Origin of the sequence: Falsigemmobacter faecalis (assembly GCF_003863335.1) — a bacterium.
GTDB lineage: Bacteria > Pseudomonadota > Alphaproteobacteria > Rhodobacterales > Rhodobacteraceae > Wagnerdoeblera > Wagnerdoeblera faecalis.
On the sequence record NZ_RRAZ01000009.1, the window covers coordinates 36,918 to 60,832 of the forward strand.

General features: G+C 63.4%; 34 protein-coding genes. 13 read left to right on the plus strand and 21 right to left on the minus strand.

Annotation, left to right across the window (positions count from 1 at the left end; translation table 11 throughout):
* The first annotated feature begins 121 nt into the window (after positions 1 to 121).
* From EG244_RS07680 to EG244_RS07715, 8 genes are read left to right on the plus strand one after another with little or no spacing between them, the layout of a single operon-like run.
* A complete protein-coding gene (locus tag EG244_RS07680) occupies positions 122 to 466 on the plus strand; it encodes a flagellar basal body rod protein FlgB (RefSeq protein ID WP_124964423.1) in 345 nt (114 codons plus the stop codon).
* Positions 463 to 876 carry a flagellar basal body rod protein FlgC gene (gene flgC, locus EG244_RS07685; RefSeq protein ID WP_124964424.1) on the plus strand — a complete coding sequence of 138 codons (414 nt, stop codon included), beginning with the start codon at positions 463 to 465 and terminating at the stop codon, positions 874 to 876. Before EG244_RS07680 ends, flgC begins: the two co-directional genes overlap by 4 nt.
* Before the next feature lie 4 nt (positions 877 to 880).
* A complete protein-coding gene (locus EG244_RS07690) occupies positions 881 to 1,204 on the plus strand; it encodes a flagellar hook-basal body complex protein FliE (RefSeq protein WP_124964425.1) in 324 nt (107 codons plus the stop codon).
* Entirely contained in the window at positions 1,204 to 1,473 is a 270-nt protein-coding gene (locus EG244_RS07695; RefSeq protein WP_124964426.1) for a flagellar biosynthetic protein FliQ, read from the plus strand. Before EG244_RS07690 ends, EG244_RS07695 begins: the two co-directional genes overlap by 1 nt.
* Entirely contained in the window at positions 1,470 to 2,288 is an 819-nt protein-coding gene (locus tag EG244_RS07700) for a lysozyme family protein (protein ID WP_124964427.1), read from the plus strand. The genes EG244_RS07695 and EG244_RS07700 overlap by 4 nt, the downstream gene beginning before the upstream one ends.
* A 2-nt stretch (positions 2,289 to 2,290) precedes the next feature.
* The gene (flhA, locus tag EG244_RS07705) at positions 2,291 to 4,399 is read left to right on the plus strand and encodes a flagellar biosynthesis protein FlhA (RefSeq protein ID WP_233588940.1); all 2,109 of its coding nucleotides are present in this window, start codon (positions 2,291 to 2,293) and stop codon (positions 4,397 to 4,399) included.
* Positions 4,400 to 4,402: 3 nt separating this feature from the next.
* A complete protein-coding gene (locus EG244_RS07710) occupies positions 4,403 to 5,155 on the plus strand; it encodes a flagellar biosynthetic protein FliR (RefSeq protein ID WP_124964428.1) in 753 nt (250 codons plus the stop codon).
* A 7-nt stretch (positions 5,156 to 5,162) separates the two neighbouring features.
* Entirely contained in the window at positions 5,163 to 6,269 is a 1,107-nt protein-coding gene (locus EG244_RS07715) for an EscU/YscU/HrcU family type III secretion system export apparatus switch protein (protein WP_124964429.1), read from the plus strand.
* A gap of 67 nt (positions 6,270 to 6,336) precedes the next feature.
* On the opposite strand, the gene rplI is transcribed toward EG244_RS07715, so the two are convergent.
* Genes rplI through rpsF form a run of 3 tightly spaced genes read right to left on the minus strand, consistent with a single transcriptional unit; the run spans position 6,337 to position 7,568 of the window.
* The gene (rplI, locus tag EG244_RS07720) at positions 6,337 to 6,909 is read right to left on the minus strand and encodes a 50S ribosomal protein L9 (RefSeq protein ID WP_124964430.1); all 573 of its coding nucleotides are present in this window, start codon (positions 6,907 to 6,909) and stop codon (positions 6,337 to 6,339) included.
* 12 nt (positions 6,910 to 6,921) lie between these two features.
* The gene (gene rpsR, locus EG244_RS07725; RefSeq protein ID WP_124964431.1) at positions 6,922 to 7,149 is read right to left on the minus strand and encodes a 30S ribosomal protein S18; all 228 of its coding nucleotides are present in this window, start codon (positions 7,147 to 7,149) and stop codon (positions 6,922 to 6,924) included.
* Positions 7,150 to 7,166: 17 nt separating this feature from the next.
* Positions 7,167 to 7,568 carry a 30S ribosomal protein S6 gene (rpsF, locus tag EG244_RS07730; RefSeq protein WP_124964432.1) on the minus strand — a complete coding sequence of 134 codons (402 nt, stop codon included), beginning with the start codon at positions 7,566 to 7,568 and terminating at the stop codon, positions 7,167 to 7,169.
* A gap of 285 nt (positions 7,569 to 7,853) precedes the next feature.
* On the opposite strand from rpsF, the gene EG244_RS07735 reads away from it, so the two are divergent.
* The 3 genes from EG244_RS07735 to EG244_RS07745 all read left to right on the plus strand — a co-directional run bounded on the left by EG244_RS07735 (position 7,854) and on the right by EG244_RS07745 (position 9,497).
* Positions 7,854 to 8,429 (plus strand): YceI family protein, encoded by a 576-nt coding sequence (locus EG244_RS07735; protein WP_124964433.1) that lies wholly within the window; start codon positions 7,854 to 7,856, stop codon positions 8,427 to 8,429.
* Positions 8,430 to 8,586: 157 nt separating this feature from the next.
* Positions 8,587 to 9,039, plus strand: coding sequence for a hypothetical protein (locus EG244_RS07740; RefSeq protein ID WP_124964434.1), 453 nt, complete (start codon positions 8,587 to 8,589; stop codon positions 9,037 to 9,039).
* Positions 9,040 to 9,080: 41 nt separating this feature from the next.
* A complete protein-coding gene (locus tag EG244_RS07745) occupies positions 9,081 to 9,497 on the plus strand; it encodes a hypothetical protein (protein ID WP_124964435.1) in 417 nt (138 codons plus the stop codon).
* Positions 9,498 to 9,527: 30 nt separating this feature from the next.
* Here the strand turns inward: EG244_RS07745 and EG244_RS07750 are convergent, their stop codons facing one another.
* The 14 genes from EG244_RS07750 to EG244_RS07815 all read right to left on the minus strand — a co-directional run bounded on the left by EG244_RS07750 (position 9,528) and on the right by EG244_RS07815 (position 19,168).
* Complete coding sequence (locus EG244_RS07750) at positions 9,528 to 10,589, minus strand: dipeptidase (RefSeq protein ID WP_124964436.1); 1,062 nt, start codon at positions 10,587 to 10,589, stop codon at positions 9,528 to 9,530.
* A 74-nt stretch (positions 10,590 to 10,663) separates the two neighbouring features.
* On the minus strand, positions 10,664 to 11,602 hold the full coding sequence (locus EG244_RS07755) for a DUF808 domain-containing protein (protein WP_124964437.1): 939 nt from the start codon (positions 11,600 to 11,602) through the stop codon (positions 10,664 to 10,666).
* Between the two features lie 101 nt (positions 11,603 to 11,703).
* Complete coding sequence (locus EG244_RS07760) at positions 11,704 to 12,249, minus strand: DsbE family thiol:disulfide interchange protein (RefSeq protein WP_124964438.1); 546 nt, start codon at positions 12,247 to 12,249, stop codon at positions 11,704 to 11,706.
* Positions 12,242 to 12,403: a heme exporter protein CcmD gene (gene ccmD / locus EG244_RS07765; RefSeq protein ID WP_199737872.1), complete on the minus strand. Its 162-nt coding sequence runs from the start codon at positions 12,401 to 12,403 to the stop codon at positions 12,242 to 12,244. The genes EG244_RS07760 and ccmD overlap by 8 nt, the downstream gene beginning before the upstream one ends.
* Complete coding sequence (locus EG244_RS07770) at positions 12,400 to 13,128, minus strand: heme ABC transporter permease (protein ID WP_124964439.1); 729 nt, start codon at positions 13,126 to 13,128, stop codon at positions 12,400 to 12,402. Before EG244_RS07770 ends, ccmD begins: the two co-directional genes overlap by 4 nt.
* Before the next feature lie 54 nt (positions 13,129 to 13,182).
* Positions 13,183 to 13,839 carry a heme exporter protein CcmB gene (gene ccmB / locus EG244_RS07775; RefSeq protein WP_124964440.1) on the minus strand — a complete coding sequence of 219 codons (657 nt, stop codon included), beginning with the start codon at positions 13,837 to 13,839 and terminating at the stop codon, positions 13,183 to 13,185.
* A gap of 43 nt (positions 13,840 to 13,882) precedes the next feature.
* On the minus strand, positions 13,883 to 14,515 hold the full coding sequence (gene ccmA, locus EG244_RS07780; protein WP_124964441.1) for a heme ABC exporter ATP-binding protein CcmA: 633 nt from the start codon (positions 14,513 to 14,515) through the stop codon (positions 13,883 to 13,885).
* A gap of 8 nt (positions 14,516 to 14,523) precedes the next feature.
* On the minus strand, positions 14,524 to 14,877 hold the full coding sequence (locus EG244_RS07785) for an Mth938-like domain-containing protein (protein WP_124964442.1): 354 nt from the start codon (positions 14,875 to 14,877) through the stop codon (positions 14,524 to 14,526).
* Between the two features lie 69 nt (positions 14,878 to 14,946).
* A complete protein-coding gene (locus EG244_RS07790; protein WP_124964443.1) occupies positions 14,947 to 15,714 on the minus strand; it encodes a sulfite exporter TauE/SafE family protein in 768 nt (255 codons plus the stop codon).
* Between the two features lie 137 nt (positions 15,715 to 15,851).
* Entirely contained in the window at positions 15,852 to 16,178 is a 327-nt protein-coding gene (yajC, locus tag EG244_RS07795; protein ID WP_124964444.1) for a preprotein translocase subunit YajC, read from the minus strand.
* Between the two features lie 155 nt (positions 16,179 to 16,333).
* Positions 16,334 to 16,774, minus strand: coding sequence for an acyl-CoA thioesterase (locus EG244_RS07800; RefSeq protein WP_124964445.1), 441 nt, complete (start codon positions 16,772 to 16,774; stop codon positions 16,334 to 16,336).
* Positions 16,771 to 17,874 (minus strand): bifunctional diaminohydroxyphosphoribosylaminopyrimidine deaminase/5-amino-6-(5-phosphoribosylamino)uracil reductase RibD, encoded by a 1,104-nt coding sequence (gene ribD / locus EG244_RS07805; RefSeq protein WP_325050385.1) that lies wholly within the window; start codon positions 17,872 to 17,874, stop codon positions 16,771 to 16,773. The genes EG244_RS07800 and ribD overlap by 4 nt, the downstream gene beginning before the upstream one ends.
* Positions 17,871 to 18,353, minus strand: a complete 483-nt coding sequence (gene nrdR / locus EG244_RS07810; RefSeq protein WP_124964446.1) for a transcriptional regulator NrdR — start codon at positions 18,351 to 18,353, stop codon at positions 17,871 to 17,873. The genes ribD and nrdR overlap by 4 nt, the downstream gene beginning before the upstream one ends.
* Positions 18,354 to 18,478: 125 nt before the next feature.
* A complete protein-coding gene (locus tag EG244_RS07815) occupies positions 18,479 to 19,168 on the minus strand; it encodes a GNAT family N-acyltransferase (protein ID WP_124964447.1) in 690 nt (229 codons plus the stop codon).
* Positions 19,169 to 19,267: 99 nt separating this feature from the next.
* Here EG244_RS07815 and msrB point away from each other — a divergent pair, with 99 nt between their 5' ends.
* A complete protein-coding gene (gene msrB / locus EG244_RS07820; RefSeq protein ID WP_124964448.1) occupies positions 19,268 to 19,663 on the plus strand; it encodes a peptide-methionine (R)-S-oxide reductase MsrB in 396 nt (131 codons plus the stop codon).
* A gap of 40 nt (positions 19,664 to 19,703) precedes the next feature.
* On the opposite strand, the gene EG244_RS07825 is transcribed toward msrB, so the two are convergent.
* Positions 19,704 to 20,483 carry an SDR family oxidoreductase gene (locus EG244_RS07825; protein ID WP_124964510.1) on the minus strand — a complete coding sequence of 260 codons (780 nt, stop codon included), beginning with the start codon at positions 20,481 to 20,483 and terminating at the stop codon, positions 19,704 to 19,706.
* 139 nt (positions 20,484 to 20,622) lie between these two features.
* On the opposite strand from EG244_RS07825, the gene EG244_RS07830 reads away from it, so the two are divergent.
* Positions 20,623 to 21,693, plus strand: a complete 1,071-nt coding sequence (locus EG244_RS07830) for a Hint domain-containing protein (protein WP_233588941.1) — start codon at positions 20,623 to 20,625, stop codon at positions 21,691 to 21,693.
* Here EG244_RS07830 and EG244_RS07835 read toward each other — a convergent pair.
* Genes EG244_RS07835 through EG244_RS07845 form a run of 3 tightly spaced genes read right to left on the minus strand, consistent with a single transcriptional unit; the run spans position 21,654 to position 23,756 of the window.
* Entirely contained in the window at positions 21,654 to 22,130 is a 477-nt protein-coding gene (locus EG244_RS07835; RefSeq protein WP_124964450.1) for a CinA family protein, read from the minus strand. The genes EG244_RS07830 and EG244_RS07835 overlap by 40 nt on opposite strands.
* The gene (locus EG244_RS07840; protein WP_124964451.1) at positions 22,123 to 22,626 is read right to left on the minus strand and encodes a phosphatidylglycerophosphatase A family protein; all 504 of its coding nucleotides are present in this window, start codon (positions 22,624 to 22,626) and stop codon (positions 22,123 to 22,125) included. The genes EG244_RS07835 and EG244_RS07840 overlap by 8 nt, the downstream gene beginning before the upstream one ends.
* Positions 22,623 to 23,756: a bifunctional 2-C-methyl-D-erythritol 4-phosphate cytidylyltransferase/2-C-methyl-D-erythritol 2,4-cyclodiphosphate synthase gene (locus tag EG244_RS07845; RefSeq protein WP_124964452.1), complete on the minus strand. Its 1,134-nt coding sequence runs from the start codon at positions 23,754 to 23,756 to the stop codon at positions 22,623 to 22,625. Before EG244_RS07845 ends, EG244_RS07840 begins: the two co-directional genes overlap by 4 nt.
* Positions 23,757 to 23,915 lie beyond the last annotated feature (159 nt).

Consider the following 23,915-nt stretch of genomic DNA (forward strand, 5'->3'; position numbering starts at 1 on the left):
CTCTCCGGGGATGGCCCTGCGGGCCTGTCAGGCCCCCCTCAGGGCGGCGAAACGCAGGGAATACTCTTGTGACTACATGAATAGTGCTTATATAGAGTCAAGGATTGCAAGGATATTCTACATGACCATCCGACCCGATACGGCCACAAGCCCGTCCTTCTTCCGCCTGGCCTCTGAGCGGATGGACTGGCTTGCCGAGCGCCAGAAGGTGCTCGCGGCCAATATCGCCAATGCCGATACCCCCGGCTACCGCGCCCGCGATCTCACCGCCTTTGAGGACTTCCTGAGCACCGGCGTGGCGGAAAGCCGCGAAACCGGCAGCGTCTGGGATGTCTCGGCCGATGACAACCGGGTGGTTCTGGAAGAGCAGTCGCTGCTTGCCTCGGAAACCGAAGAGAGCCACCGCCTTGCCGCGCGGCTTTACCGTCGGGGTCACGATCTGATCGCACTGGCGGTGGGCAAATGAGTGATCCGCTTCGCGCCATCGGCGCTGCCGCCGCCTCCGGTCTTCGCGCCCAGTCGGAACGCCTGCGCGTAACGGCCGAGAATATCGCCAATGCCCAGAGCACCTCGACCGTGGCGGGGGGTGATCCCTACCGCCGCCGTGAGATCAGCTTTGAGCGCATGCTGGACCCCTCGACCGGGGCCGAGATGCTTGGCCAGGGCCGGATTTCTGAGGATCCCTCGCCCTTTCCGCTGGTTCACGACCCCTCGCATCCGGCGGCAGATGCCGCTGGTATGGTCAAGCGCGCCAATGTCGAACCGCTGATCGAAATGGCGAATATGCGTGAAGCCTCAAGAAGTTATGAGGCGAACCTGAATATGTATGACAGCGGGCGGCGCATGCGCAGCCAGCTTCTTGATCTGCTGAGCTGAGGCCATGGAGACCACACTGACCCCGCTTGGCGCCTCGCGCGCCTATCAATCGGCCCGACGCCTGACGGTGGCCGATGCCCCGGCGGTTCACTTCACCGAGGCCCCCTCACGCCCGAGTTTTGCCGAACTTCTCGGCGAGACCACCCGCGCCCAGGTCCAGACCATCCGCGCCGGCGAAGAGGCCGCGATTGCCGGTCTGCGCGGCCAGATGCCGGTGCAAAAGGTCGTTGAGGCGACGCTGGCGATGGAATCCGCCGTCAAAACCACCGTCGCTCTGCGCGACCGCGTGGTCGAGGCCTATCAGGAAATCATGCGGATGAGCGTGTGATGGAACAGGCCGATGTGCATCAGATGATCCAGCTGACGCTGCGGGCGATCCTTGTCGCCTCAGCGCCGGTGCTGCTGGCGGCTCTGGTGGTCGGTCTTGCCATCGCGCTTTTTCAGGCGCTGACCCAGGTTCAGGAGATGACCCTGACCTTTGTGCCGAAGATTTTTGCGATCTTCATCGTGCTGGGCCTGGCGCTGCCCTTTATCTTTGTGACGCTGAAAACCGTCTCGGATCAGGCCTTTGATCTGATCGTCTCGGGGGCCTTGTGAGGGGCCTTTTGCTCTGCGGCTGCCTTGCGCATCTCGGCTTTGCCCAGGCCGCTCTGGCCTGGACCTGGCTCAGCGCGCCGGTGGAGGCCCCTCCCGCGGCCCGCGCCGCTGAGGATCTGACGCCGCCGCCTGAGGGCGATCCCGGCGGGCTTTGCCTTGCGGCGATCCTGGCGGCTGAAGCGCAATATCAGATCCCGAACAATCTTCTGCTCGCGCTTGGTCTTCAGGAGGCGGGATATAACGCCCCCGGTGGTCTGACCGTCTGGCCCTGGAGCGTGAATGCCGCCGGCGAAGGCCGCCGCTTTGACAGCCGCGAAGAGGCCATGGCCTTCGTGCGCCAGCGCCAGTCAGAGGGGGTGCGCTCGATCGATCTTGGTTGCCTGCAGATCAATCTGCGCTGGCACCCGGAGGCTTTTCTGAGCCTTGCCGAAGGCTTTGATCCGGTGGTGAATGTCTCTTATGCCGCCCGCTTCCTGCGCGGCCTTTACGATGAGGCCGGCAGCTGGCAACTGGCGGCGGGGCGCTATCACTCGCATTCGCCCGAGCCGCAGCAGATCTATCTTGCCTCGCTCGCGCGCAACCAGGCCGTTGCAACCGCACGATTTTCTGAGTTTCACGCCCGCGCCTCTGCCCTTGGTGGTGCCGACTGGGCAGACACCCTGCCCGAGGTCCGCGCCACCAATCCCGGCAGCTGGCATACCGAGGGCGCGATCTGGGGCGCGGCCATCGCAGGCGAAGGCGGCGCGCGCCGCACGCTTTATTCCGCCCTTGATCTTGAGCCGGTCCTGCCCGCCTTTTTGCCCCCGGAGAGCTGAGCATGAAACGCCCTGCCCCCAAAATGCCTGCGCCTGCGCAGCCGGTTCTGAGCTGGTTTGCCGGTCTCGGGGACAACCGTGACATCGGCTTTGCCATCGGGGTCATGGCGATCCTTGGCATGCTTTTCGTGCCGCTGCCGCCGATACTGCTCGACTTCGGGCTGGCGCTGTCTTTTGCGGTCTCGGTCCTTGTGCTGATGGTGGCGCTTTGGGTGCGCAAGCCGCTGGAGTTTAACTCTTTTCCGACGCTGCTGCTGGTCGTGACCATGATGCGGCTGGCGCTGTCGATCGCCTCATCGCGGCTGGTGCTGTCGCAGGGGCACACCGGAACCGATGCCGCGGGCGGCGTGATTGAGGGGATCGCCTATTTCGTGGTGGGCGGCGATTTTATCATCGGCACGGTGATCTTTGTGATCCTGGTGACGGTGAACTTCATCGTGATCACCAAAGGCTCGACCCGGATTGCCGAAGTCTCGGCGCGTTTCTCGCTTGATGCGATGCCCGGTAAACAGATGGCGATTGACGCCGATCTGGGCGCGGGCGCGATTGATGAGACAGAGGCCCGCCGCCGCCGCCGCGAAGTTGAGCAGGAGAGCGGATTTTTCGGCGCCATGGATGGTGCGGCGAAATTCGTGCGCGGCGATGCCGTCGCCTCGATCATCATCACGGTGATCAATATCGTTGGCGGGCTGCTGATTGGCATGCTGCGCCACGATATGCCGGTGATGGCGGCTTTGCAGAATTACACGGTTCTCACCATCGGCGACGGTCTGGTCAGCCAGATCCCGGCGCTGATTGTCTCGCTTGCGGCCGGTATGATCGTGACCAAAGGCGGCACCGAGGGCGCGGCCAATGAAGCGGTGATCCGTCAGCTCGGCGGCTCGCCGCGGGCACTTTATATGGCGGCGGTGATCGTCTTCAGCCTGGGGCTGCTGCCGGGCTTTCCGCTGATCATCTTCACGCTGCTGGGGGCGGGTCTCGCGGCCCTCGGCTGGGCGGTCAGCCGCGCGGCGCAGCAGGCCGAGGAAGACGCCGCGCTGAGTGAACTCACCAAAGCGCGGGCGGATAAAGCGCCGGCTGAAGAACCCGCCGATCTGTTGAAAATCGACACCCTGCGGCTGGAGCTTGGGGCGGCGCTGATCCCCTTGATCGGCTCTCCCGATGCGGCGCTGCCGGGCAAAGTGAAATCGCTGCGCAATCTTTTTGCCGCCGACTACGGCTTTCTGCTGCCGCCCGTTCGCATCAAAGACAATGCCGCCCTGCCCGCCATGAGCTATGCTCTCATCGTTCAGGGTGTTGAGGCCGCGCGCGGCGAGCTCCGCCCCGCCAGCCGTCTGGTGATCGACCCGGCCGGAGAGGCCGCCGATATCCCCGGTGAGCGCGTGAAAGAGCCGACCTTCAATCTGAACGCTTTCTGGATCGATCCCTCGCTGGTGCCGAAGGCTGAGGCCCGTGGCCTGACCGTGGTGGACGGCGAATCGGTGGTCATCACCCATCTGACCGAAGTCATCCGCGAGCATCTGCCCGAGATGCTGACTTACGGCGCCACCCAGGAGCTGCTCAAGGGACTTGATCGCGAATATCAGAAGCTTATCAACGATATCCCCAATCCTTCGCCGGTGATTCTGGCGCAGAATGTGCTGCAGAACCTGCTGTCTGAGCGGGTCTCAATCCGCAATCTGCCGCTGATTTCCGAGGCCCTCGCCGAAGCGGGTGCGGCCTCCAAGAACCTGACCTTTATCACCGAGCATGTCCGCAAGCGGCTTTCGTCGCAGATCTGCAAATCGCTGGAAGATGACAGCGGCTATGTCCGCATCGTCGCCCTTGGCGGTCAGTGGGAGGGCGAATTCGCGCAATCGGCCCGGGTTCAGGGCGATGAGGTGAGCTTTCTGATGTCACCGGCCCGCGTGCAGGATTTCGTCACCGTCGCCCGGGCGGAGCTGGCGAAATTTGCGCAAAACGACGAATGGCCCGCCCTTCTGGTCTCACCCGAGGTGCGCCCTATCGTGCGCTCGATGATTGAGCGGGTCTCGCCGATGACCCAGGTTATTTCGCACAACGAGATCCACCGCAAAGCCCGCCTGCGCACCGTGGCCACCATCGGGACCTGAGCATTGGATCCGATCAGCGCATGGACCGCCGCGCAGATCACCGGCGCATTGGTGGTTTTCGCCCGGGTGGGCACCGCCCTGATGTTCCTTCCCGGCTTTGGCGATGCCCAGGTGCCGGGAAAAATCCGCCTCGGGCTTGGGATCATTCTCTCGCTGGTGCTGCTGCCGGTGGTGCCGGTGGTGCTGCCGGACCGCCCCGTTCTGCTGACGGCGCTGATCGCGCGGGAGGCGCTGGTCGGGCTTTATATCGGCGCAGGCGCGCGGGTGCTTTATGCGGCGCTGCATTCGCTGGGCGCGATCATTTCTTTCGTCAGCTCGCTCTCCAGCGCGCTTGCGGCGGGGAATACGAATTATGAAGGCGCTTCAGCCATTTCGCAGCTGCTGATGGTGGCCGCGGGCGCGCTGATCTTTCTCACCGACAGCCATCATCTGATGCTGCGCGGGCTGGTTCACAGCTATGATCTGCTGTCCCCCGCCTGGCTGCCGCTGGGGGATCTCGCCGCACAGATGGTGCAGCTTGCGGTGAAAAGTCTGGGCGTTGCGGTGCTTCTGGGCGCGCCTTTCTTTGTCTTTGGCGTGCTTTACAACCTCGGGCTTGGCGTGGCGAACCGGGTTATGCCCGCGCTTCCGGTGTTTTTCGTGGCCGGTCCCGCCACGATTTTGCTGGGGCTTTGGCTTTTATGGCTGAGTTCCGAGGCGATCCTGCGCCATTTCGCCGATCTTTTTGCGACGTTTTTCCTGACCCTCACCCCTTGAGACTGCCATGAGCACTGACGACCAGGATTCCAAAACCGAAGACGCCTCCGAGCGTAAGCTGGCCCAGGCCCGACAGAAAGGCGACACCTGGTCCTCGCGGGAGGCCGGTCACCTGATGGCTTTTCTCGGGCTTCTGGTGCTTTGCCTGCTGGTCCTGCCGATTTATGGCCCGGGCTTTGTGCTGGCGCTTTCCTCGGTTTTCTCGCTGGCACCGCAGATGCCGCTGGAGACATCGGAAGATCTCTCCCAAATCATGGAGGATTTCGCCCTGCTGGTGGCGGGATTTCTTCTGCCCGCGCTCGGGGTGCTGTTTGTTTTTGCGCTGCTCTCTATGGTGATGAGCGGGCCGTTTCTGGTCAGCCCCGCGCGGTTAAAGCCGAAGCTTTCAAAGTTTAACCCCGCCTCCGGGCTGAAGCGGATGTTTTCAGCCCAGAACCTCACAGAGTTCACCAAGAATATCCTGCGGGTCACCCTTCTGGGGGCGGCCTCGTTTCTGGCGATGAAAATGGTGCTCGACAGCCTGTTGCCCGGTGTTCTCCTGGCCCCTCAGGGGGCGATTGCGCTTCTGGGCGATACGGCCGTGAAGGTGCTGATGACCGCGGCCCTCATCCTGATTCCCTTTGTCGCCTTTGACATTTTCTGGAAGCGCTTTCAGTGGCTTAAAAAGCAAAAGATGACGAAGCAGGATCAGAAAGATGAGATGAAGGACACCGATGGCGACCCGCATATCCGGGCAAAACGCCAGGAGCTGCGCCGCCGGGCCCTGCGCCGTCCGCATATGCAAACCGTGCCCGAAGCCACGCTGATTATCACCAACCCCACCCATTTCGCGGTGGCGCTGCGCTATGAGCGCGGGGTGGATGCGGCCCCGGTCTGCCTGGCGAAAGGCACTGATCTTCAGGCGCTTCGCATCCGCGACATTGCCCTCGATCATGATGTGCCGGTGATTGAAAGCCCGCCGCTGGCCCGCGCGCTTTATGCCGGGGCCGAAGAAGAAGATCTGATCCCGGAAGAGCACTGGGCGGCGGTGGCCGAACTTGTGGGCTATGTGCTGGATCTGCGCCGCCGCATTCACCGGAAACTGCCCGAGGGCAGTCACCATGTCACCGACTGATCATAAATAAAAACCCCCCGCAGCTATGCGCTGCGGGGGGCCCTCAAAACTCCCGAAGGAGATCTGATTATTCGTCGTCGCCGGCAGCGCCGCCGAGATCGTCAAACAGGTTCTGGATTTCCAGATCTGCAGCAGCTTCCGCTTCTGCAGCCAGTTCCTGAACCGATTTGCCCGAGGCCTGCAGCTCAGCTTCTTCAGCCGAACGTGCAACGTTCACGGAGATACGTGCCGAAACTTCCGGGTGCAGAACCACGGTCATGCCATGCACGCCCAGGTTCTTGATCGGCGAGTCCAGAACGATCTGGCCGCGTGCAACGGTGAAGCCGTCAGCGGTAGCCGCTTCTGCTGCATCACGTGCGGTGACCGAACCGTAGAGCGAACCTGCGTCCGAAGCGGTACGGATGACCACGAAGATCTGACCGTCGAGCTTTTCAGCAACAGCGGCTGCTTCTGCTTTGGTCTCAAGGTTCTGAGCTTCGAGTTGCGCCTTACGGGCTTCGAAGGATTTGATGTTCGCGTCCGAAGCGCGCAGAGCTTTGCCCTGCGGCAGCAGGAAGTTACGTGCGTAACCCTGCTTTACGTTGACGACATCGCCCATCTGGCCGAGTTTAGCGACGCGCTCAAGAAGGATAACTTGCATCGAAGTGTCTCCTTATTTCACAGCGTAGGGCAGCAGAGCAACGAAACGGGCACGCTTGATAGCGCGGGCCAGTTCGCGTTGTTTCTTTGCCGAAACAGCGGTGATACGTGCCGGAACGATCTTGCCGCGCTCAGAGATGTAGCGCTGCAGGAGTTTCACGTCTTTATAGTCGATCGCCGGAGCGTTCTCACCCGAGAACGGGCAGACTTTGCGACGACGGAAGAAGGGTTTGCTAGCCATTGGTCAGTGCTCCCCTATCAACGACGTTCGCGACGGTCGAAACCGCCACGGTCACCGCGGTCGCCGCGCGGTGCACCATCACGGTCGCCACGCTCGTCGCGTTTTTGCATTTGAACCGAGGGGCCATCCTCGTGCTTTTCGACTTTGATCGACAGAACGCGCATCATGTCGTCGTGAAGACGGGCCAGACGCTCCATCTCCTGAACAGCCGCTGCCGGAGCATCGGTGCGCAGGAAGGCGTAGTGGCCTTTGCGGTTTTTGTTGATCTTATAGGCCATCGTTTTGACGCCCCAGTATTCCGAAGCAACGACTTTGCCGCCGTTGTCGGTGATTACTGCGGTGAAATGCTCGATGAGGCCTTCGGCCTGCGCGGTGGAAAGATCCTGACGCGCAATGAGGACATGCTCGTAAAGCGGCATGCGGACTCCGATGTCAGAGCGCATTTCGTAGGACGGAGCAGTTCCTTCCGCACCCCGTCCATGAGGGTATGCGCCGGTGAAAATCAGACGCGGAAGGATGGGGCTTTATACACGCGCAGACCGGGGATGCAAGGGAAGATACTTTGAACCTGTATCAGATGACCTCCCCACGGCAATGTGTTCACCAGCGCACGTTAACTGTTCGTCATATCGGGATTGGCAATATAAGCCGTCCGGTACATGAACGTCCGGTATCGGGTCCTTCCCGAACCTCAGGAGTAAGCAATGATCCGTCTGACCCCCTTCGCCCTGGCCGCTTCGCTGATGGCAGCTCCCGCTTTCGCCGCGCCGGCGGACTATGTTTTTGATGCAAGCCATACCCAGATTCTCTATTCTTACAACCACATGGGCTATTCGAACACCTATGGTATGTTCGGTGGTTTTGAAGGCAAAATCAGCTTCGACGCTGAGAACCCGGCTGCCTCGAAAGTCGAGACCGAATTCGCCGTCAAATCGCTGGCCACCGGCTGGCCGGAGCGTGACGCGCATTTCCTGACCTCGGATTTCTTCAATGCTGAAGTCAATCCGATTGCGAAATTTGTCTCCACTTCGATCGAAGTGACCGGCGAGAAAACCGCGAAAATCACCGGCGATCTGACGCTGAACGGCGTGACCAAGCCGGTCGTGCTGGACACCGTCATGAACCAGGCCGCGGATCACCCGATGATGAAAAAGCCCGCGCTTGGCTTCTCGGCCACCGCAAGCTTCCTGCGCTCGGATTTCAACATGGGTGCCTTCGCGCCGGTGGTTGGCGATGAAGTGAAGATCCAGATCGAAATCGAAGCCCTGAAGGCTGAGTAATTTCACAGGGGCCCTGCCCTTGCGAAAGCCGCCGGGTTTCCGGCGGCTTTTTTCATGGCTGCAGCGTCAGTTAACCTCCGGGGATTGCATAAAAGCCCCGGCGCACCGTAGGATTGTATTGCGGGCGCGACGGCCCGGATCTTCTGCGGGAACAGGCGTGGCAAAGCTTCCATCCGACAAAAAGCGCAGCGGCCGGCGCTCGGGACTGGACCGGCTGGAGAGGCTTCAGCCGCATGTCCATGGCACCGACTGGCGTAAAAAGCCAGGTTATACAAAATGGCGCTTCAACTGGCGGCTGCCGCTTTTTGGCGGGCGGCTTCCCGCGCCGTCCTGGTTTGCCGCGCGCCTGCATGAAATCTATCGCTTTTTCCTGCCCTATGCCCTGGGCGGTATCGCGGCGCTGATCGGCTGGTATCTCTGGCAGGGTCAGCGGGTGTCGGTCTGGCTCTGGATCGCGCTGACGCCGCTGATTTTTGAGATCCCGCGCATGATCGTGCTGGCGGGGGGCGTGAAGCAAAGCCTCAAAGACGGCCTGTCGCTGCTGCTTCAGATCCTTGCAGCGCCGATCTATCTCCTCATCATGCTGATTGTGAAAATGCGCATGAAGTAACGCCCGCCCTGCCGTTTTTGTCAGATGCCGATGAGGGGCCCATGAAGAAAAGATCTGCCCGCCGCGCCCGGGCCATGACGGCGCAGCGCCTGCTGCCGCAGCATAAAACACGGCTGAACGCCCTGCGCGACCTGGCCGGGAAAACGCTTCTGAAGCTGCGTACGGGCGTGCCGATTTTCCCGCGTGAGCTGCGCGAGCATCGCCACGTTCTGGCGATGGCCGGATTTTTTGCCGCGCTCGGAAGCCTGCTGCGCGGGATAGCGAAGCTGCTGTTTTTGCCCGCTGTTCTGGTCACAGCCTGGATCTTCACGACCCGGCTTTTTGGCGGAGAAGAGGTGTCGTTTCTTCTGTGGATTTTCGGGCTGGGCGCGAGTGGCCTCGTGCTCACCGGTCTTCTGGCGCTGACCCTGATTGGCGCGTTTTTGCTGCTCGTTCTTATTTTGCACCAGAAACTCTGACGCCGCCCCCGAAGGGGCGGCACCAAAGGGTCAGTCTTTCCAGGTGCGGTCGAGCAGCGAGACCCAGTTGTCGCAGGTCAGCTTTTTCATCAGCGCGGCGTTGTAGCCGTGACGCTCCATCGCTTCGGTCAGGCGCGGCAGACCCGCCACGTCTTTGATCGGATCCGGGATGCCCGCGCCGTCGAAATCCGAGCCAAGGCCCACATGGTCTTCGCCCAGATGCGTGATGAGGTGATCGAGATGGCGCAGCATCACATCAAGGCTGATGTCACCGCCCTGCAGCCCGTCTTCCCGCAGGAAAACCGTGGCGAAGTTCAGCCCCACCATGCCTTTGCTGTCGCGGATCACCGCCAGCTGACGGTCGGTCAGGTTGCGCGTCGATTGTGTGATCGCCCAGGCATTGGAATGGGTGGCCACCAGGGGCGCATCCGAGAGCTTTGCCACATCGTCAAAACCCTTCTCATTGAGATGGCTCAGATCGAGCATGATGCCGAGGCTGTTGCATTCCTTCACCAGCCGCTTGCCCGCATCGGTCAGACCGGGGCCGGTGTCGGGATTGCCCGGATAAGCAAAGGGCACGCCATGGCCAAAGATCGTCGGGCGCGACCAGACCGGGCCAAGGCTGCGCAACCCAAGCGCATGGAAGCTATGCAGCGCATCAAGGCTTTCGTCGATCGCCTCGGCGCCCTCCATATGCATGATCCCGGCGATGACGCCCCTGGCGAGGCAGTCTTTCAGCTCTGCCCGGCTGCGGACCACTTTGAACCGGCCCTCAGAGGCGCGCTCCATCCACAAAAGATGCCCCGCCATTGAGAGGGCCAGTGGCTGCGCCGCCTGGGCGCCAATCAGATCCGGCAGCGGCAGGCTATAGGGCGGATTGGCCATGACGGCGTCAAAGTCAGGGGAATCATGGGGGACCGGCGAGGGGATATAGATCGCAAAGAATCCCGCCGCAAAACCGCCCTCGATCATCCGCGGCAGGTCCAGATGCCCGCGGCCCTCTCCGGTCAGCCAGATCTCTGCGCGGCGTCCCGGGGCCTGGGCCAGCCGCAGCAGAAGATCGTTGTGGCCATCAAAAACATTCCAGACCATTGAAGCAGCTCCCACTTTCAGTTGCCCGCAGTCTGTCGGGATGCTGAGCGGGCTTCAAGGGCGAAACGTCCTGATTAATGCGCCCGGCGGCCAAAGAGCGGCTTCAACACGCGCTCAACCACAGGGATAATGAGCAGGCCAAGCGCCAGACCCACCACACCGTCAAGTGCCGCCACGATCAGCCAGTGCAGAAAGCTGCCAGGCGCCGAGTATCCGGCGGCGAAATTCGCGATTCCCTCATAGGGCAGATGCCAGCCCAGCTCATGCAGGCTGTGCGTGATGATCGAGCCGCCGACCCAGAGCATGGCCAGCGTGCCGACGATCGACAGCGTGGTCATGACGACCGGCATGCCTTTGACCAGCAGACGACCAAAGCCCCGGGTGGCGGCCAGACGGCCATGGCGCGCGATAAAGACCCCCACATCGTCCATTTTCACGATCAGGGCCACCGCGCCGTAGACGACGGCCGTCACCGCAATGGCCACCACAGCCAGGGCAATCACCTCCATCCAGATCGGGAATTCCGGGATCTGTGCCAGCGAGATCGTCATGATCTCAGCCGAGAGAATGAAGTCGGTCTTGATCGCCCCGGCCACGCGCTCTTCCTCAAGACGCTCGGGGTCTTTGGTCTCATGGGCGGCAGCGGCATCGCTTTGATGCGGCAGGATCCAGTGCAGGACCTTTTCGGCCCCCTCAAAGCTGAGATAGGCGCCGCCCATCAGCAAAAGCACCATGATGGCGATGGGGAAAAAATAGCTCAGCAGCATCAGCGCGGGCAGCAGGAAGACCAGCTTATTGCGGACCGATCCCACCGCGATACGCCAGATCATCGGCAGTTCGCGCGAGGCGGGAACCCCGGTGACATATTTCGGCGTCACGGCCGCATCATCGATGATGATGCCCGCCGCCTTGCTGCCCGCCTTGCCCGCCGCTGCCGCAATATCATCCACTGACGCCGCCGCGACCTTTGCAATGGCCGCCACATCGTCAAGAAGCGCCAGTAATCCGCTCATAGCTGCAATCCGCTCTGCTTTGTTTCCGAAAGAGAACACGGCGAAACGCTGAGCGCTCCGCCGTGCTGCAAATATTCTGACATGCAAAGGTTGCAGAGGTGTCAGCTGCCGGTTTTGCCAAGCGCCTTATCAATCGCCGGGCGAACCACGCGCTCATATTCCTGGCGGGTGATGGGGCCTGCGTGGCGCAGAAGGATGCGGCCTTCGCCGTCGATCAGATAGGTCTCGGGCACGCCGTAGACGCCCCAGTTGATCGCCATGCGGCCAGCGGCATCGGCGCCCATGGTGCTATAGGGGCTGCCGAGTTCTTTCAGAAAACTTTGGGCCTGGCCGGGCTGGTCTTTGTAATTCACGCCGTGAATTTTGATGCCTTCGCCCGCCATCTCAATCAGGAAGGGATGCTCGACCCGGCAGGGCGCACACCAGCTGGCCCAGAAGTTCACCAGCTTCAGCCCCGGCTCGCGCAGCGCCTCGGACGTCAGCAAGGGCGCGCCCTCCATCGCCGTCAGCTCAAAGGCCGGAACCTCGCGCCCGACCAGAGCCGAGGGCAGCGCATCAGGATTGTCGCGATACATCCCGGCTGCGAAAACCCCCACCAGCACGCCGAAGATCGCGGGCGGCAGAAACATCAGCCATTTCTTAGCCATTGGTCCGTCCCTGTCGTTTCTCAATCGCCTCAAGGCGATGGCGCACTTTACGGCCCCGCAGCACGGTTGCAACCACCAGCGCGATCAGAAGTCCGAGACCGCTGCCATAAGAGGCCAGCACCGCGAAGGCATATTTTCCAAGATCAGGTATCATACCAGGCGCTCCCGGGCTTCAAGGGCGCGGATGCGCCGCATACGGATTTCCGTGCGGGTGCGCGTCAGCACCAGGGCGAAAAACAGCAGCACAAAGCCCGCGATACAGACCAGCAGCGGATACCAGAAAACATCCGAGACATTCTCCTGCTTATCAAGGCTGAGGGATGCGCCCTGATGCAGGCCCTGGTTCCAGAAATTCACCGCATAGCGCGACAGCACCGCAAAGACCGAACCCACAAGGCACAAAATGCCCGTCAGATCGGCGGCGGTGTCGGGATCCTCAATCGCCTGCCAGAAGGCGATATAGCCGATGTAGAAGAGAAACAGGATCAAAAAGGCGGTCAGCCGCGGATCCCACTCCCACCAGGTGCCCCACATGGGCTGGCCCCAGAAGGCCCCGGTTGCCAGCGCGATCAGCGTGAAGACCATGCCCGCCGGGGCCGCCGCGCGGGCCGCCAGCGCCGAGACATGGTGGCGCCGGATCAGCCAGATCAGCGAAGCCACCAGCATCATCACCCAGGCATTGATCGCCATCATGGCGGCGGGCACATGCAGATAGATAATCCGGACGGTTGAGCCCTGTTTGTAGTCGTCGGGGGTAAAGAAAAAGCCCCAGATCAGCCCGATGGTGAGACACAGGCCCGCCAGCGTCCAGATCAGCGGCAGAACCTTCGCGGAAGTCTCCATGAACTTCCGGGGGTTCGCGTAATCCCAAAGTGACATTCCCCCTCCTTCCCGCCGCCTGTCGCGGCCTTTTATTGGCTGCCCGTCCGCCCCTCAGCGCAGGTTAATACGCAGAGCGGCGGCGGCGGCGAAGGGCAAAAGCGCCACCGAACCCAGAGAAATCCCCGCCAGCAGCGCCAGCGGCGTTGAGACATCCATCCCCAGGGCACCGCGGCGGATCACCTCGGCCCCGAAGATCAATGTCGGCATATAAAGTGGCAGAACCAGCAGCGAGAGCAACAGCCCGCCGCGTCGCAGCCCGACCGTCAGCGCCGCGCCAAAAGCCCCGATCACCGAAAGCGCAGGCGTGCCCAGCAGCAGCGAGAGCATCAGCCAGCCCATGGCCGCATCCGGCAGATGCAGCAAAACACCCAAAAGCGGCGAGATCAGCACCAGCGGCAGCCCGGTCGTCATCCAATGAACCAGCGCCTTGATAAAGGCCACGGCCTCCAGCGGCAGCGGCGCGGTCGCCAGCAGATCCAGCGAGCCATCCTCGTGATCCAGCGCAAAAATGCGATCCAGCGACAGCAGGCAGGCCAGCAGCGCGCCGACCCAGAGGATCCCCGGAGCCGCCGGCGCAAGAACTTCACGCTCCGGCCCGACACCCAGCGGCACAAGGATACAGATAATCAGAAAAAAGCCGAGACCGAGGCCAAAGCCACCACCCGCACGAACCGAGATGCGAAGATCGCGGATCAGCAGTGCCAGCATGGCAGCTCCCGCAGACACAAATCAGGTTGGAACCGGCAAAGGGTCACAGAAAAGCCTCGTCGAAAGCGCCGCCCATGCCCCCCTCAGAGGGGGGACGGGCCCGAAAGGGGCTCAGATCCAGCACTGTCGCTGTCTCAAGCCCCAGGTCGATATGTGTCGCTAACACAGCCGCCCCGCCGCTGGCGAGGTGACGCTTTACCATTGCGGCAAAAAGCCCCACAGAGGCCGCGTCCAGCGAGACGGTCGGCTCATCCAGCAGCCAGACCGGGCGTCCGGTGACCAGAAGCCGTGCCAGACCCAGACGGCGCTTTTGTCCGGCGGACAGATTCTGCGCCGGACGATCGGTGAGTTTTTCGAGATCCATCGCACGCAGCGCCGCCGTAACAGCCGCCTGCCCCTGCCCGAAAACCGAGGCCCAGAAGGTCAGGTTTTCCTGCACCGTCAGCGTGGGCTTCAACCCGTCGGCGTGACTGGCATAGACCAGGCTCTCGGGATCGGCATGGATCTCTCCGGCCATGGCGGGCTGCAGCCCGGCGATGGTGCGCAGAAGTGTGGTTTTGCCCAGACCATTGGGGCCGCGCAGCACCAGAGCCTCACCCGCCCCAAGCGACAGGCTGACGCCCTCAAGCACCGCAATGCCGCCGCGGGCCACCGTAAGATTGCTGAGGCTGAGCATTGACCCTGTCAAACCGGCAAAAGCGCCGCCGCGATCCGGCGGCCTTCCGAGAGGCAGACGTTATAGGCGCGCGCGGCGGCAGAGGTGCTCATCGGCTCAAGGCCGATCCCGGCCGCTTCCAGGGCCTCGCGCAGGGCTTTGGGCGGATGCGCCACATCGGCGCCCGCGCCGTAAAAGATCACATCGACCACCCCCCGCAGCGCCAGAAGTTCCGCCGGATCCGCACTGCCGCTCCAGCGCATCGTGCCCTCGGGCGTGACCAGAACCGCGCCCTCAAAGACTTCACCGCCGACGCGGAAAAACCCCGGACCATAACCATCGATGGGTTTCAGCGCCCCGAACTGCACTTCCGTGAGATTCATCCGCCTGCCTCTACGTAAAAGTCAGCGTCCATCCCGGGCCCGCAGACGGGTCCGCAGCCGCACGCTGCATCAGCCTTGCCAGAGTGGCAGCCCATAAAGCGCCGAGCCTCCGATCACAAGCCACGATCCCACTTTATAGACTTTCACGCGATCCGGCCGGAATAAAAACGACCCGATCGCATTGCCAAGCGCGAAAGGCACCAGAAGGATCGCCGACAGCGCCACAAGCCCGGCCCCAAGCTGGCCCGTCAGGCCGAGCGAGATCCCCAAAAGCAGATCAACGCTGACCATAAAGATCGTCATCGTGGCCCGCATCACCTGCACCGGCAACTGACTGGAGAGATAAAAAAGGATCACCGGCGGCCCCGGCAGCGCCGTGGCCCCGCCGAAGATCCCGGCCAGAAAGCCCACGCCAAGGATTTCGCGAATGCCGCGCCGCCCGCGCCACTGCCAGCCACAGACCAGCGCCGCCACCGTGCTGAGCGCCAGCAGGCTGACACCCCAGCGAAAGACCAGAGGCTCAATCCAGAAGAGCAGCCAAAGCCCGGCCAGAACGCCCGGGATCAGCGCCAGCCCCAGCCATTTCAGGTCCTGCCAGCGCGCCAGACGCATCGCTCCGGGAATATTGGCCAGCGAGCCGATGAGATCCATCACCACCACCACCCCCACCGCCTGCGCAGGAGCCAGCACCGCGCCCGCGAAAGGCATGAAGACAAGGCCCGAGCCAAAGCCCGCAAAACCGCGCGTCAGCCCCGCCATAAAGGCCGCACCGATCAGCCAGGACAGACCCGGGGTCTGCGCCGCCAGCGTGAGATGCGAAAGGAGAATATCAGTCATGGCCCCGTCCCGTCGCCGCGCTCTTGGGCCGATCGATGCCAGGCGCGGGCCTGAAATGCAAGCTCTGCGGGCTGCGGGATATGAAAAAGCGCAGCGGCTGTGACCGCTGCGCCCGAAATCTTACGACTGCCAGCCACTCAGGCCGAAGCAGCCTCCGTGCGGCTCAGAACCTGCGAGATGGTCGCTTTCAGAACGCGGACTTTCACGCCGTCTGCGATCTCAACTTCGACTTCGCCGTCTTCTTTGACGCGGGTCACTTTGCCGATGATGCCGCCCTGGGTCAGAACGCTGTCGCCTTTGCGCAGCGCTTCTACCATGGCGCGGTGCTCTTTCATCTTCTTCTGCTGCGGACGGATCAGCAGGAAATACATGATCCCGAAGATCAGGATCAGCGGCAGAAAGCTGGTCACGGCGCTGGCTGCACCGCCACCGGCGGCCTGAGCGAATGCGGGGGTTGCGAACATCTGTTTATGTCCTTTCTGCGGGCTGTGCGGCACCGCCTGGGGGCGGGCCGCTGGCCCGATCTTCAATCTCACTCCGCAGCCCGTAAAGCGCCGCAGGAAAGCGTGCGAAACCCTAGCGGCAGCCGCGGGCGATGACAAGCAGAGGGCGAGGGGTTTTAACCCTGAAAGATCAGCCGTGAAAGCGCCGCCCGGTGATCTTCAGGCAGCGGCTCGGGGCGGCGCGACAGCCTGCCCGCCCGGACATTGCTGAAGCTCAGATCCGCAAAAGCGCTCGCGTCGTCGTTGCGAAAAAGCCCGATCTGCCAGCGCACCGAAGAGGTGCCGATCTGCAGCACTTTCAGCCCCGCGCAGACCCGGTCGGGAAATCCGGCCTCGGCGTGAAAGCGGCAGCCGGTCTCGACCACCATATTGAGATGCGCAGAGTGGTGCAGATCCAGCAGCCCCTCACGCAGCAGCCATTGATTAACCGCCGTATCCGTCAGCCGGTAATGCACCGTGTTGTTCAGATGGCCGTAAATATCATTGTCATCCCAGCGAAGCGCGAGCGCCTCAAAGACGGGATAATCCGCGCGCTGCGACGGGGGGAGACGGCTCATCCGCGCCGCCGCCAGCTCTGCCACAGATCACCGCCGATCTGCTGCATCTGCGTCATCTCAAAGCGCGGTGCCTCGCTGAGAGCCGCAACCCCGAGTGCGCCAAGACCCGCACGGCCGTCTGCTCCCAGCAGCACACCCGCAGTGAAGACCTCTATCTGATCCACAAGATCTGCGCCGATCAGGCCCGCCGCGAAAGCACCGCCGCCCTCGCAGAACACCCGCGTCAGGCCAAGATCACCCAAAGCCTGCATCAGCGCTTCGGGATCAACAGAGCCGGAAGGTCCTGACGCAACTTCAATAGGTTCCGCGCCTTTCTTCATCCAGTGGGACCGCGCCTCCTCCGGCGCAGCGGACCCATGGATCAGCAAAAAGCGCCCCTGCGGCAGCGAGGCTTCCATCCGCCCGCCGCGTGGCAGATCCAGACCGCCCGAGACCACAATCCGCAGCGGCTGGTGGCGGTATCCCGGCAGTCTGAGCGTCAGTTCCGGATCATCCGCCCGCGCGGTTCCGGCCCCCACCATCACCGCATCATGACCCGCACGCATCAGATGCACCCGGGCGCGGGCCTCCGGTCCGGTGATCCAGCGGCTCTCCCCGCTCGAAGTGGCAATCCGCCCATCGAGGCTGAGCGCGAGTTTCAGCGTCAGCATGGGCCGTCCGCGCGTGATGCGCGACAAAAACCCCTCCTGCAGCACCGCAGCCTCGGCCGCCCTCACCCCCGTCGTGACCGCAATCCCGGCGGCGCGCAGAATGTCATGCCCGCGCCCCGCCACCCGGGGATCGGGGTCCTGCAGCGCCGAGACGACCCGCGCCACCCCCGCCCGCACCAGGGCTTCCGCACAGGGTCCGGTTTTGCCGGTATGGGCGCAGGGCTCAAGCGTGACATAGGCGGTGGCCCCGCGCGCCGCCGCTCCGGCCTGGGCGAGCGCCTGAGGCTCGGCATGGGGCCTGCCGCCCGGCGCCGTGGTGCCGCGCCCGAGGATGCGGCCCTCTTTCACAATCACACAGCCCACGGCGGGATTGGGCCAGGTCAGCCCCAGCCCCCGCCGCGCCATGGCCAGCGCATGCGCCATATGGCGCAGATCCTCATCGCGGCTCACGTTCGGTCCGTTCTCTCGTCTTCGCGGGGCTTCGGGCGCAGTTCTGCGACGAAGCGATCAAAATCACCTGCGGCCTGGAAGTTCTTGTAAACACTGGCAAAACGGACATAAGCGACCGTGTCGATCCGGGCCAGAGTCTCCATGACAATCTCGCCGATGATATGCGAGGCGATATCGGTTTCGCCCAGGCTTTCCAGTCGCCGCACAATGCCTGAGATCAGCTGATCAATCCGCTCGGGCTCAATCGGGCGCTTCTGCATGGCGATGCGGATGGAGCGCTCAAGCTTGGTGCGGTCGAAATCTTCGCGCCGCCCCGAGGTTTTGACGACCACCAGATCGCGCAGCTGCACCCGCTCATAGGTGGTGAAGCGCCCGCCACAGGCCGGACAGAAACGGCGGCGACGGATCGAGACGTGGTCTTCTGCAGGACGCGAGTCTTTCACCTGCGTATCGATATGGCCGCAGAACGGGCAACGCATGAGGGGTCCTTGCTCTCTTTGTATCAGATCACAGCACTGCCACCCAGCTTAGCGCGGGGCAGCAGAACTGCTACAACCCGCCATACCATCCCCTGGATATTGTTTCCACCTGTTGCGTATCCGTCTCATTCTGCCAGCGCGCGCAGCACTTTCAACCGTCCAGGCGGGATCCGCGCGGGCTCAAGCGCGGCGAAAACGTGCAGCGTGTTCAACGCCGGATCCGGCACCGCGTGATCCGAGACCCGCGCCCCAAGCGCCAGATAGCCGCGCAGCAGGGGCGGCAGGACAGGGGCCGCGCCAAGGGGCTGCTGCGGCAATGCCACGGCCCCTCCCCCCCTGAGACCCGGAGCCCAGTCCTGCGGCGCGAGCGCCGTCTGGCGCAGATAGGCAAGCGCGGGCTCATGGAGGGCCGGATCAGAGCCCGGAAACGAGGCGCAGCCAAAGAGAGCCGTTGCCCCCCCTTCTTCCGCGGCGCGGGTGATGCCGCCCAGAAGCTGCTGGAGGGTAAAAAGATCGCTCAACTGCGGATCGAGGCAAAACCGCCCCACCTCCAGACTGCGGGAAAACTTCAGGAAAAACCGTTTCAGATCATAGAATTGCGCGGTGTAACCGGCCTGCCCCTCATCGCCCTGCCACAGCGTCAGGCGCAGCGTGCCGATCAGATCCTCACCGCGACAAAGCATCAGATGCCGCGCCCGTCCATCCCAGTCGTCCGGCGCGGCAGCATGGCCAAAAGCCCGCTGCCGCAGGGCGGCGATGGCCCGAAGATCCTCAGGTGAGGCGGCATAGCGCAGGAGCGCGCGCGGTGACGCCATCAGATCTTCCCCCGAAAACTTCCCCGCCCCCCTTGTCCGGGGCGCAGTGCCGGGGCCATCTTAGGGGGGATACCCTGCCAGGAACAAGAGAGGCCGGACATGGACAAAGTGGAAAAGACAAACGCCGAGTGGCGCGAAGGGCTTTCCGATCTCGCCTATCACGTCACCCGTGAGCACGGCACCGAGCGCCCCTTCACGCATGATAATTTTCCTGACACGCCCGGCACTTACCGCTGTGTCTGCTGTGATGCACCGCTGTTTGATCATCTGCAGAAGTTTGAAGCGCATTGCGGCTGGCCGGCTTTTTCTGCGCCGATCGAAGAAGAATTGGTCGGCCATACTGTCGATGAGCGCTTCAACATGCGCCGCACCGAAGTGCATTGCGCGCGCTGTGACGCGCATCTGGGTCATGTGTTTCCTGACGGCCCGCCGCCGACGGGTCTGCGCTACTGCATCAATGGCGTCGCTCTGCGCTTTGAGCCGGAAGAGGCCTGAGGCCGCTTCCGGACTTTAAAATCAGGCCGTAATGATCTGATTAAAGGGTATAATTCAGCGCCCCGCCATCCAGAAGGATGTTCTGGCCGATCATGAAACCCACATGCTGCGAGCAGAGGAAAGCGCAGGTTGCGCCGAACTCTGCCGCAGTACCATAACGCTGCGCCGGGATACCCGCGGCGCGGCGTTTGCGGACCTCCTCCATCGACAGACCCTCGGCCTTCGAGACCGCGCCGTCGAGCATGATGGCGCGGTCCGTCGCGTGGATCCCCGGCAGAAGATTGTTGATGACCACGCCTTTCGGGGCCACCTGACGCGCGGTCCCGGCCACAAATCCGGTCAGCCCCGTGCGCGCCGCATTGGACAGGCCGAGGGTGGCAATCGGCGATTTCACCGACTGGCTGGTGATATTGACGACCCGGCCCCAGCCGCGCTCCATCATCCCCGGCATCAGCGCCTGCATCAGCGCGATCGGCGTCAGCATATTGGCGTCAAGCGCGCGGATGAAATCCTCCCGCGACCAGTCGCTCCAGACGCCGGGGGGCGGCCCGCCCGCATTGGTGACCAGGATGTCAATCTGACCGGCCTGCGCCAGAACCCCGGCGCGCCCCGCCTCGGTGGTGATATCCGCCGCCACAGCCGTCACACGGACGCCAAAGCGCGCATGCAGATCGGCGGCCGTCGCCTCCAGCGCTTCGGCACCGCGGGCGTTCAGCACGATATCCACGCCCGCCTCTGCCAGGGCTTCGGCGCAGCCACGTCCCAGGCCCTTTGAACCGGCACAAACCAGCGCCCGTTTTCCCTTAATCCCCAGATCCATCTTTGTCCCCATCTGACTGCCGCGCGTGTTCTCTCGCGCGATTGTCATGACTGTGCCGCATTTCTGCCACCAGAGTGAACGCATTCTCCACTATCAGGGGGAGATAATTTGCCATCACCGCGCTGTGACGGAGGCTGAAGTGTCCTTTAACGCCGATCTGAACGCTTCGCTGACCGATGCTGCACATATTGTGCATGTCTTTGCAGCAGATGATCTTTTTGTCTCGGCCGGAGCCAATCACGGCGATGGTCTGGGCGAGGGGGAGGCGATCTGCGCGGGCGATATTTATGAACTTGATTCGGCGGCCCGCCTTCGGCCCCTGGCGCTGGCGCGACCGGGCGTCAGCCGCTCACCCGCGCGGGGTCAAAGGATTGCCGCCGGCTCGCAGATTGGCGCGCCGGGCGATCCGGTCGCGCTGGCCGGGCGGCTGGTCTTTATGGCGCCGGACGGCCAAAAAGCGGAACTGCTGCTGCTGCGCTGTCACAGTGGCGGGCTGAGCGGGGCGGCCTCACTTTATGTGCTGCCGCTGTCGCCGCTGACGCCGCGCACCGAATATATGCTGCTGACCTCTGAGCCCGCGCCGGAGGATCTGCGGCTTGCGGATCTGCTCTGCCTCTCGTTTCATCGCGGCACCCGGGTGATGCGGGCGGATGGCACGGCGGTAACGGTCGAAAGCCTGCGCCCGGGCGAGCGGCTTTTGACCCGCGATCACGGCGCGCAACCGCTGCGCTGGATCGGCACCACGACCCTGCGCGCAAGGGGCAGCTTTGCGCCGGTGGTGGTGCCTGCGGGCACGCTCGGGAATGATGGCGAACTGGTGGTCGGGCCGCACCAGCGGCTTTTTATCTATCAGCGCGACCGCCTGCCAGGGCAGCGGAAGTCAGAGCTTCTGGTCCAGGCGCGCCATCTGGTCGATGATGAAAAAGTCTATATTCGCGAAGGGGGTTACGCGGAATACTTCAGCCTGGTTTTTGACCGCCATGAGATCATCTATGCCGAAGGCATCCCGGTTGAGAGCCTGATGGTCAATGACGCAACGCTCGCCGCCATGCCCGCCCCCCTGCGCGCGGAGGTGGAGACGCATCTCCCCGGCCTGACCCAGGAGCCGCATTTTGGCGAGGCGGCGGGCGAGGGGTTGATCCCCGCCCTGCAAAGCCGCCTGCGCCCCGCTCAGCTACCGAGGGCGCGGGCGATCAGGCCAAGGGCGTGATCGCAGGCCGCCGCGCGAACGGCGGCACGGCCCAAGGCGCCGAATTCGACCGTTTCGGTCCTCACCCCCCCGCTGTCGGCCAGACCAAAGCAGACCCGGCCTTCGGGTTTGAACTCTGACCCGCCCGGGCCCGCGATCCCGGTGATCGACACCGCAATCCCCGCCCCCGCCTTGGCGCGCGCACCAGCGGCCATCTCCAGCGCGACCTCCTCTGAGACCGCGCCAAAGCGCGAAAGGGTCGCTTCCCGCACCGCCAGCATCTCGACTTTGGCGGCGTTCGAATAGGTTACAAAGCCGCGCTCAAAGACGTCAGAGGCCCCCGGCACCGAGGTCAGCGCCGCCGAGACCAGCCCTCCGGTGCAGCTTTCCGCCGTGCTCAGCGTCAGCCCCCGGGCGCGGGCGCGGGCAATCAGATCCGCCAGCAGGGTGTCATCCATAAAGGAAAGGCTCCAGCACCGCGTGATAAAGACCGGCAAGGATCACCGATCCGATGCCCGCAAAGAGCCCCGCCCAGAGATCATCAAGCATGACCCCCGCCGCATCGCCGCGCCGGTCTGCCCGACCGACCAGCCAGGGCTTGGTGATGTCGAAAAGCCGGAACAGCAAAAAGGGCACCACAAAGCCCGGCCAGGCCTCCAGCAGCGAAACCCCGTGACGCCAGAGCGGCAGCACGGTGAAACACATCGCCAGCCACTGCCCCGCGACCTCATCAATCACGATCTCCGAGGGGTCTTTATCCGCCTGCCCCGCAACCGCGCGCGGCACCGCCCAAAAGCCCAGTAGCGTCACCAGCACCACGCCCAGCGGCAGCAGCAGCGGGTGAAGCCCCTCGACGATCACGATGGCCAGGATGACCGCGACCAGCGATCCCCAGGTGCCCGGCGCAGGCCGGATCAGCCCGGCATAGCCAAAGGTGGTGATAAAGCGGATCATGCGCGCACCAGAAGCGCCGTGGCCTGCGAGGCGATGCCCTCTTCGCGGCCCGTGAAGCCCAGCTTTTCGGTGGTGGTCGCTTTGACGCTGATCTGCGCCACATCGACGCCCATGATCGCAGCCAGAGCCTGGCGCATGGCCAGTTGATGCGGGCCGATCTTCGGGCGCTCGCACATCAGCGTCACATCGCAGTTTGCCAGCTTATAGCCGCGCGCGGCCACCCGCTCCATGGCGTGGCGCAGGAAAATATGGCTTTCAGCGCCCTTCCACTGCGGGTCCGAGGGCGGGAAATGCGTGCCGATATCGCCCTCCGCCAAAGCGCCATAGATCGCATCGGTCAGCGCATGCATGCCCACATCGGCGTCCGAATGGCCCAGCAGCGCCTTGTCATGCGGCAGCCTCACCCCGCAGAGCCAGACGTGGTCCCCTTCGGTAAAGGCATGCACGTCAAAGCCGTTGCCCATGCGGATATCCATATCGCGTCCTTTCAGAATGCGCCTCGCCCTTGCGAAATCTTCGGGCCAGGTCAGCTTCAGATTATCCTCATCCCCATCGACAATCGCAATGGTGAGGCCGGCGTCCCGCGCCACCTGCACATCATCCGTGGCCCCGCCCGGATGGCCCGCATGGGCGGCGCAGATCGCCTCGTAGCGGAAGGCCTGCGGGGTCTGGGCGCGAAAAAGCCCATCGCGGCGCTCGGTGCCGCTGACCTCGCCGTCGCGCCCGCGCCAGAGGCTGTCGGTCACCGCCAGGGCCGGGGCGGCACCAGGGCCACGCAGCAGCGCCTGGCGCAGGCGGTCTATCATGGCCGCGCCGGGGAAAGGCCGCGCGCCGTCGTGAATATAGACGGTCTCCGGCGCTTCGCCTTTCAGCGCCGCAAGCCCCGCCTGCACCGAATCGGCGCGCTCGGGGCCTGTGGTCGCCACGAGGATGCAGCCCGGGGGAATATCCGCCCGCGTCAGATCCTCGGGATGCAGCACCAGCACAACGCGCGACAGCCCCGCCGCGCGCAGCGCATCCACCGCATGGGCCAGCACCGGCTGCCCCGCGAGATCGCGCCACTGCTTGGGGATCCCCCCGCCCATGCGGCTGCCCCGTCCGGCTGCGACAATAATGGCGGCCTCACGCATCTTCGCGCTCCTGTCCTGCGGCTTTGCGCCTGTGCTATGCTGCGGGCGGCGCTCTGTCCACCTCAGGCGGCAGGCAGGGCGCCGCCGATTTTTCGCGCTACGCTCATTTTTCGTGCATTTGCCCGCTTTTTGCGCCAAATCGACAGGCAATTGCCTGCA

What these genes read in the sequence shown, in the direction of transcription:
- nrdR (WP_124964446.1), bottom strand. Translation starts at nt 18,353, where the DNA reads ATGCGTTGCCCGTTCTGCGGCCATATCGATACGCAGGTGAAAGACTCG.
- EG244_RS07760 (WP_124964438.1), bottom strand. Translation starts at nt 12,249, where the DNA reads ATGGCTAAGAAATGGCTGATGTTTCTGCCGCCCGCGATCTTCGGCGTG.
- rplI (WP_124964430.1), bottom strand. Translation starts at nt 6,909, where the DNA reads ATGCAAGTTATCCTTCTTGAGCGCGTCGCTAAACTCGGCCAGATGGGC.
- EG244_RS07715 (WP_124964429.1), top strand. Translation starts at nt 5,163, where the DNA reads ATGAGCACTGACGACCAGGATTCCAAAACCGAAGACGCCTCCGAGCGT.
- flhA (WP_233588940.1), top strand. Translation starts at nt 2,291, where the DNA reads ATGAAACGCCCTGCCCCCAAAATGCCTGCGCCTGCGCAGCCGGTTCTG.
- EG244_RS07835 (WP_124964450.1), bottom strand. Translation starts at nt 22,130, where the DNA reads ATGGATGACACCCTGCTGGCGGATCTGATTGCCCGCGCCCGCGCCCGG.
- EG244_RS07785 (WP_124964442.1), bottom strand. Translation starts at nt 14,877, where the DNA reads ATGAATCTCACGGAAGTGCAGTTCGGGGCGCTGAAACCCATCGATGGT.
- EG244_RS07845 (WP_124964452.1), bottom strand. Translation starts at nt 23,756, where the DNA reads ATGCGTGAGGCCGCCATTATTGTCGCAGCCGGACGGGGCAGCCGCATG.
- EG244_RS07840 (WP_124964451.1), bottom strand. Translation starts at nt 22,626, where the DNA reads ATGATCCGCTTTATCACCACCTTTGGCTATGCCGGGCTGATCCGGCCT.
- EG244_RS07825 (WP_124964510.1), bottom strand. Translation starts at nt 20,483, where the DNA reads ATGGATCTGGGGATTAAGGGAAAACGGGCGCTGGTTTGTGCCGGTTCA.
- flgC (WP_124964424.1), top strand. Translation starts at nt 463, where the DNA reads ATGAGTGATCCGCTTCGCGCCATCGGCGCTGCCGCCGCCTCCGGTCTT.
- EG244_RS07790 (WP_124964443.1), bottom strand. Translation starts at nt 15,714, where the DNA reads ATGACTGATATTCTCCTTTCGCATCTCACGCTGGCGGCGCAGACCCCG.
- ccmB (WP_124964440.1), bottom strand. Translation starts at nt 13,839, where the DNA reads ATGCTGGCACTGCTGATCCGCGATCTTCGCATCTCGGTTCGTGCGGGT.
- EG244_RS07770 (WP_124964439.1), bottom strand. Translation starts at nt 13,128, where the DNA reads ATGTCACTTTGGGATTACGCGAACCCCCGGAAGTTCATGGAGACTTCC.
- EG244_RS07755 (WP_124964437.1), bottom strand. Translation starts at nt 11,602, where the DNA reads ATGAGCGGATTACTGGCGCTTCTTGACGATGTGGCGGCCATTGCAAAG.
- msrB (WP_124964448.1), top strand. Translation starts at nt 19,268, where the DNA reads ATGGACAAAGTGGAAAAGACAAACGCCGAGTGGCGCGAAGGGCTTTCC.
- ccmD (WP_199737872.1), bottom strand. Translation starts at nt 12,403, where the DNA reads ATGATACCTGATCTTGGAAAATATGCCTTCGCGGTGCTGGCCTCTTAT.
- EG244_RS07735 (WP_124964433.1), top strand. Translation starts at nt 7,854, where the DNA reads ATGATCCGTCTGACCCCCTTCGCCCTGGCCGCTTCGCTGATGGCAGCT.
- EG244_RS07750 (WP_124964436.1), bottom strand. Translation starts at nt 10,589, where the DNA reads ATGGTCTGGAATGTTTTTGATGGCCACAACGATCTTCTGCTGCGGCTG.
- EG244_RS07680 (WP_124964423.1), top strand. Translation starts at nt 122, where the DNA reads ATGACCATCCGACCCGATACGGCCACAAGCCCGTCCTTCTTCCGCCTG.
- EG244_RS07695 (WP_124964426.1), top strand. Translation starts at nt 1,204, where the DNA reads ATGGAACAGGCCGATGTGCATCAGATGATCCAGCTGACGCTGCGGGCG.
- yajC (WP_124964444.1), bottom strand. Translation starts at nt 16,178, where the DNA reads ATGTTCGCAACCCCCGCATTCGCTCAGGCCGCCGGTGGCGGTGCAGCC.
- EG244_RS07800 (WP_124964445.1), bottom strand. Translation starts at nt 16,774, where the DNA reads ATGAGCCGTCTCCCCCCGTCGCAGCGCGCGGATTATCCCGTCTTTGAG.
- ccmA (WP_124964441.1), bottom strand. Translation starts at nt 14,515, where the DNA reads ATGCTCAGCCTCAGCAATCTTACGGTGGCCCGCGGCGGCATTGCGGTG.
- EG244_RS07815 (WP_124964447.1), bottom strand. Translation starts at nt 19,168, where the DNA reads ATGGCGTCACCGCGCGCGCTCCTGCGCTATGCCGCCTCACCTGAGGAT.
- EG244_RS07690 (WP_124964425.1), top strand. Translation starts at nt 881, where the DNA reads ATGGAGACCACACTGACCCCGCTTGGCGCCTCGCGCGCCTATCAATCG.
- rpsR (WP_124964431.1), bottom strand. Translation starts at nt 7,149, where the DNA reads ATGGCTAGCAAACCCTTCTTCCGTCGTCGCAAAGTCTGCCCGTTCTCG.
- rpsF (WP_124964432.1), bottom strand. Translation starts at nt 7,568, where the DNA reads ATGCCGCTTTACGAGCATGTCCTCATTGCGCGTCAGGATCTTTCCACC.
- EG244_RS07745 (WP_124964435.1), top strand. Translation starts at nt 9,081, where the DNA reads ATGAAGAAAAGATCTGCCCGCCGCGCCCGGGCCATGACGGCGCAGCGC.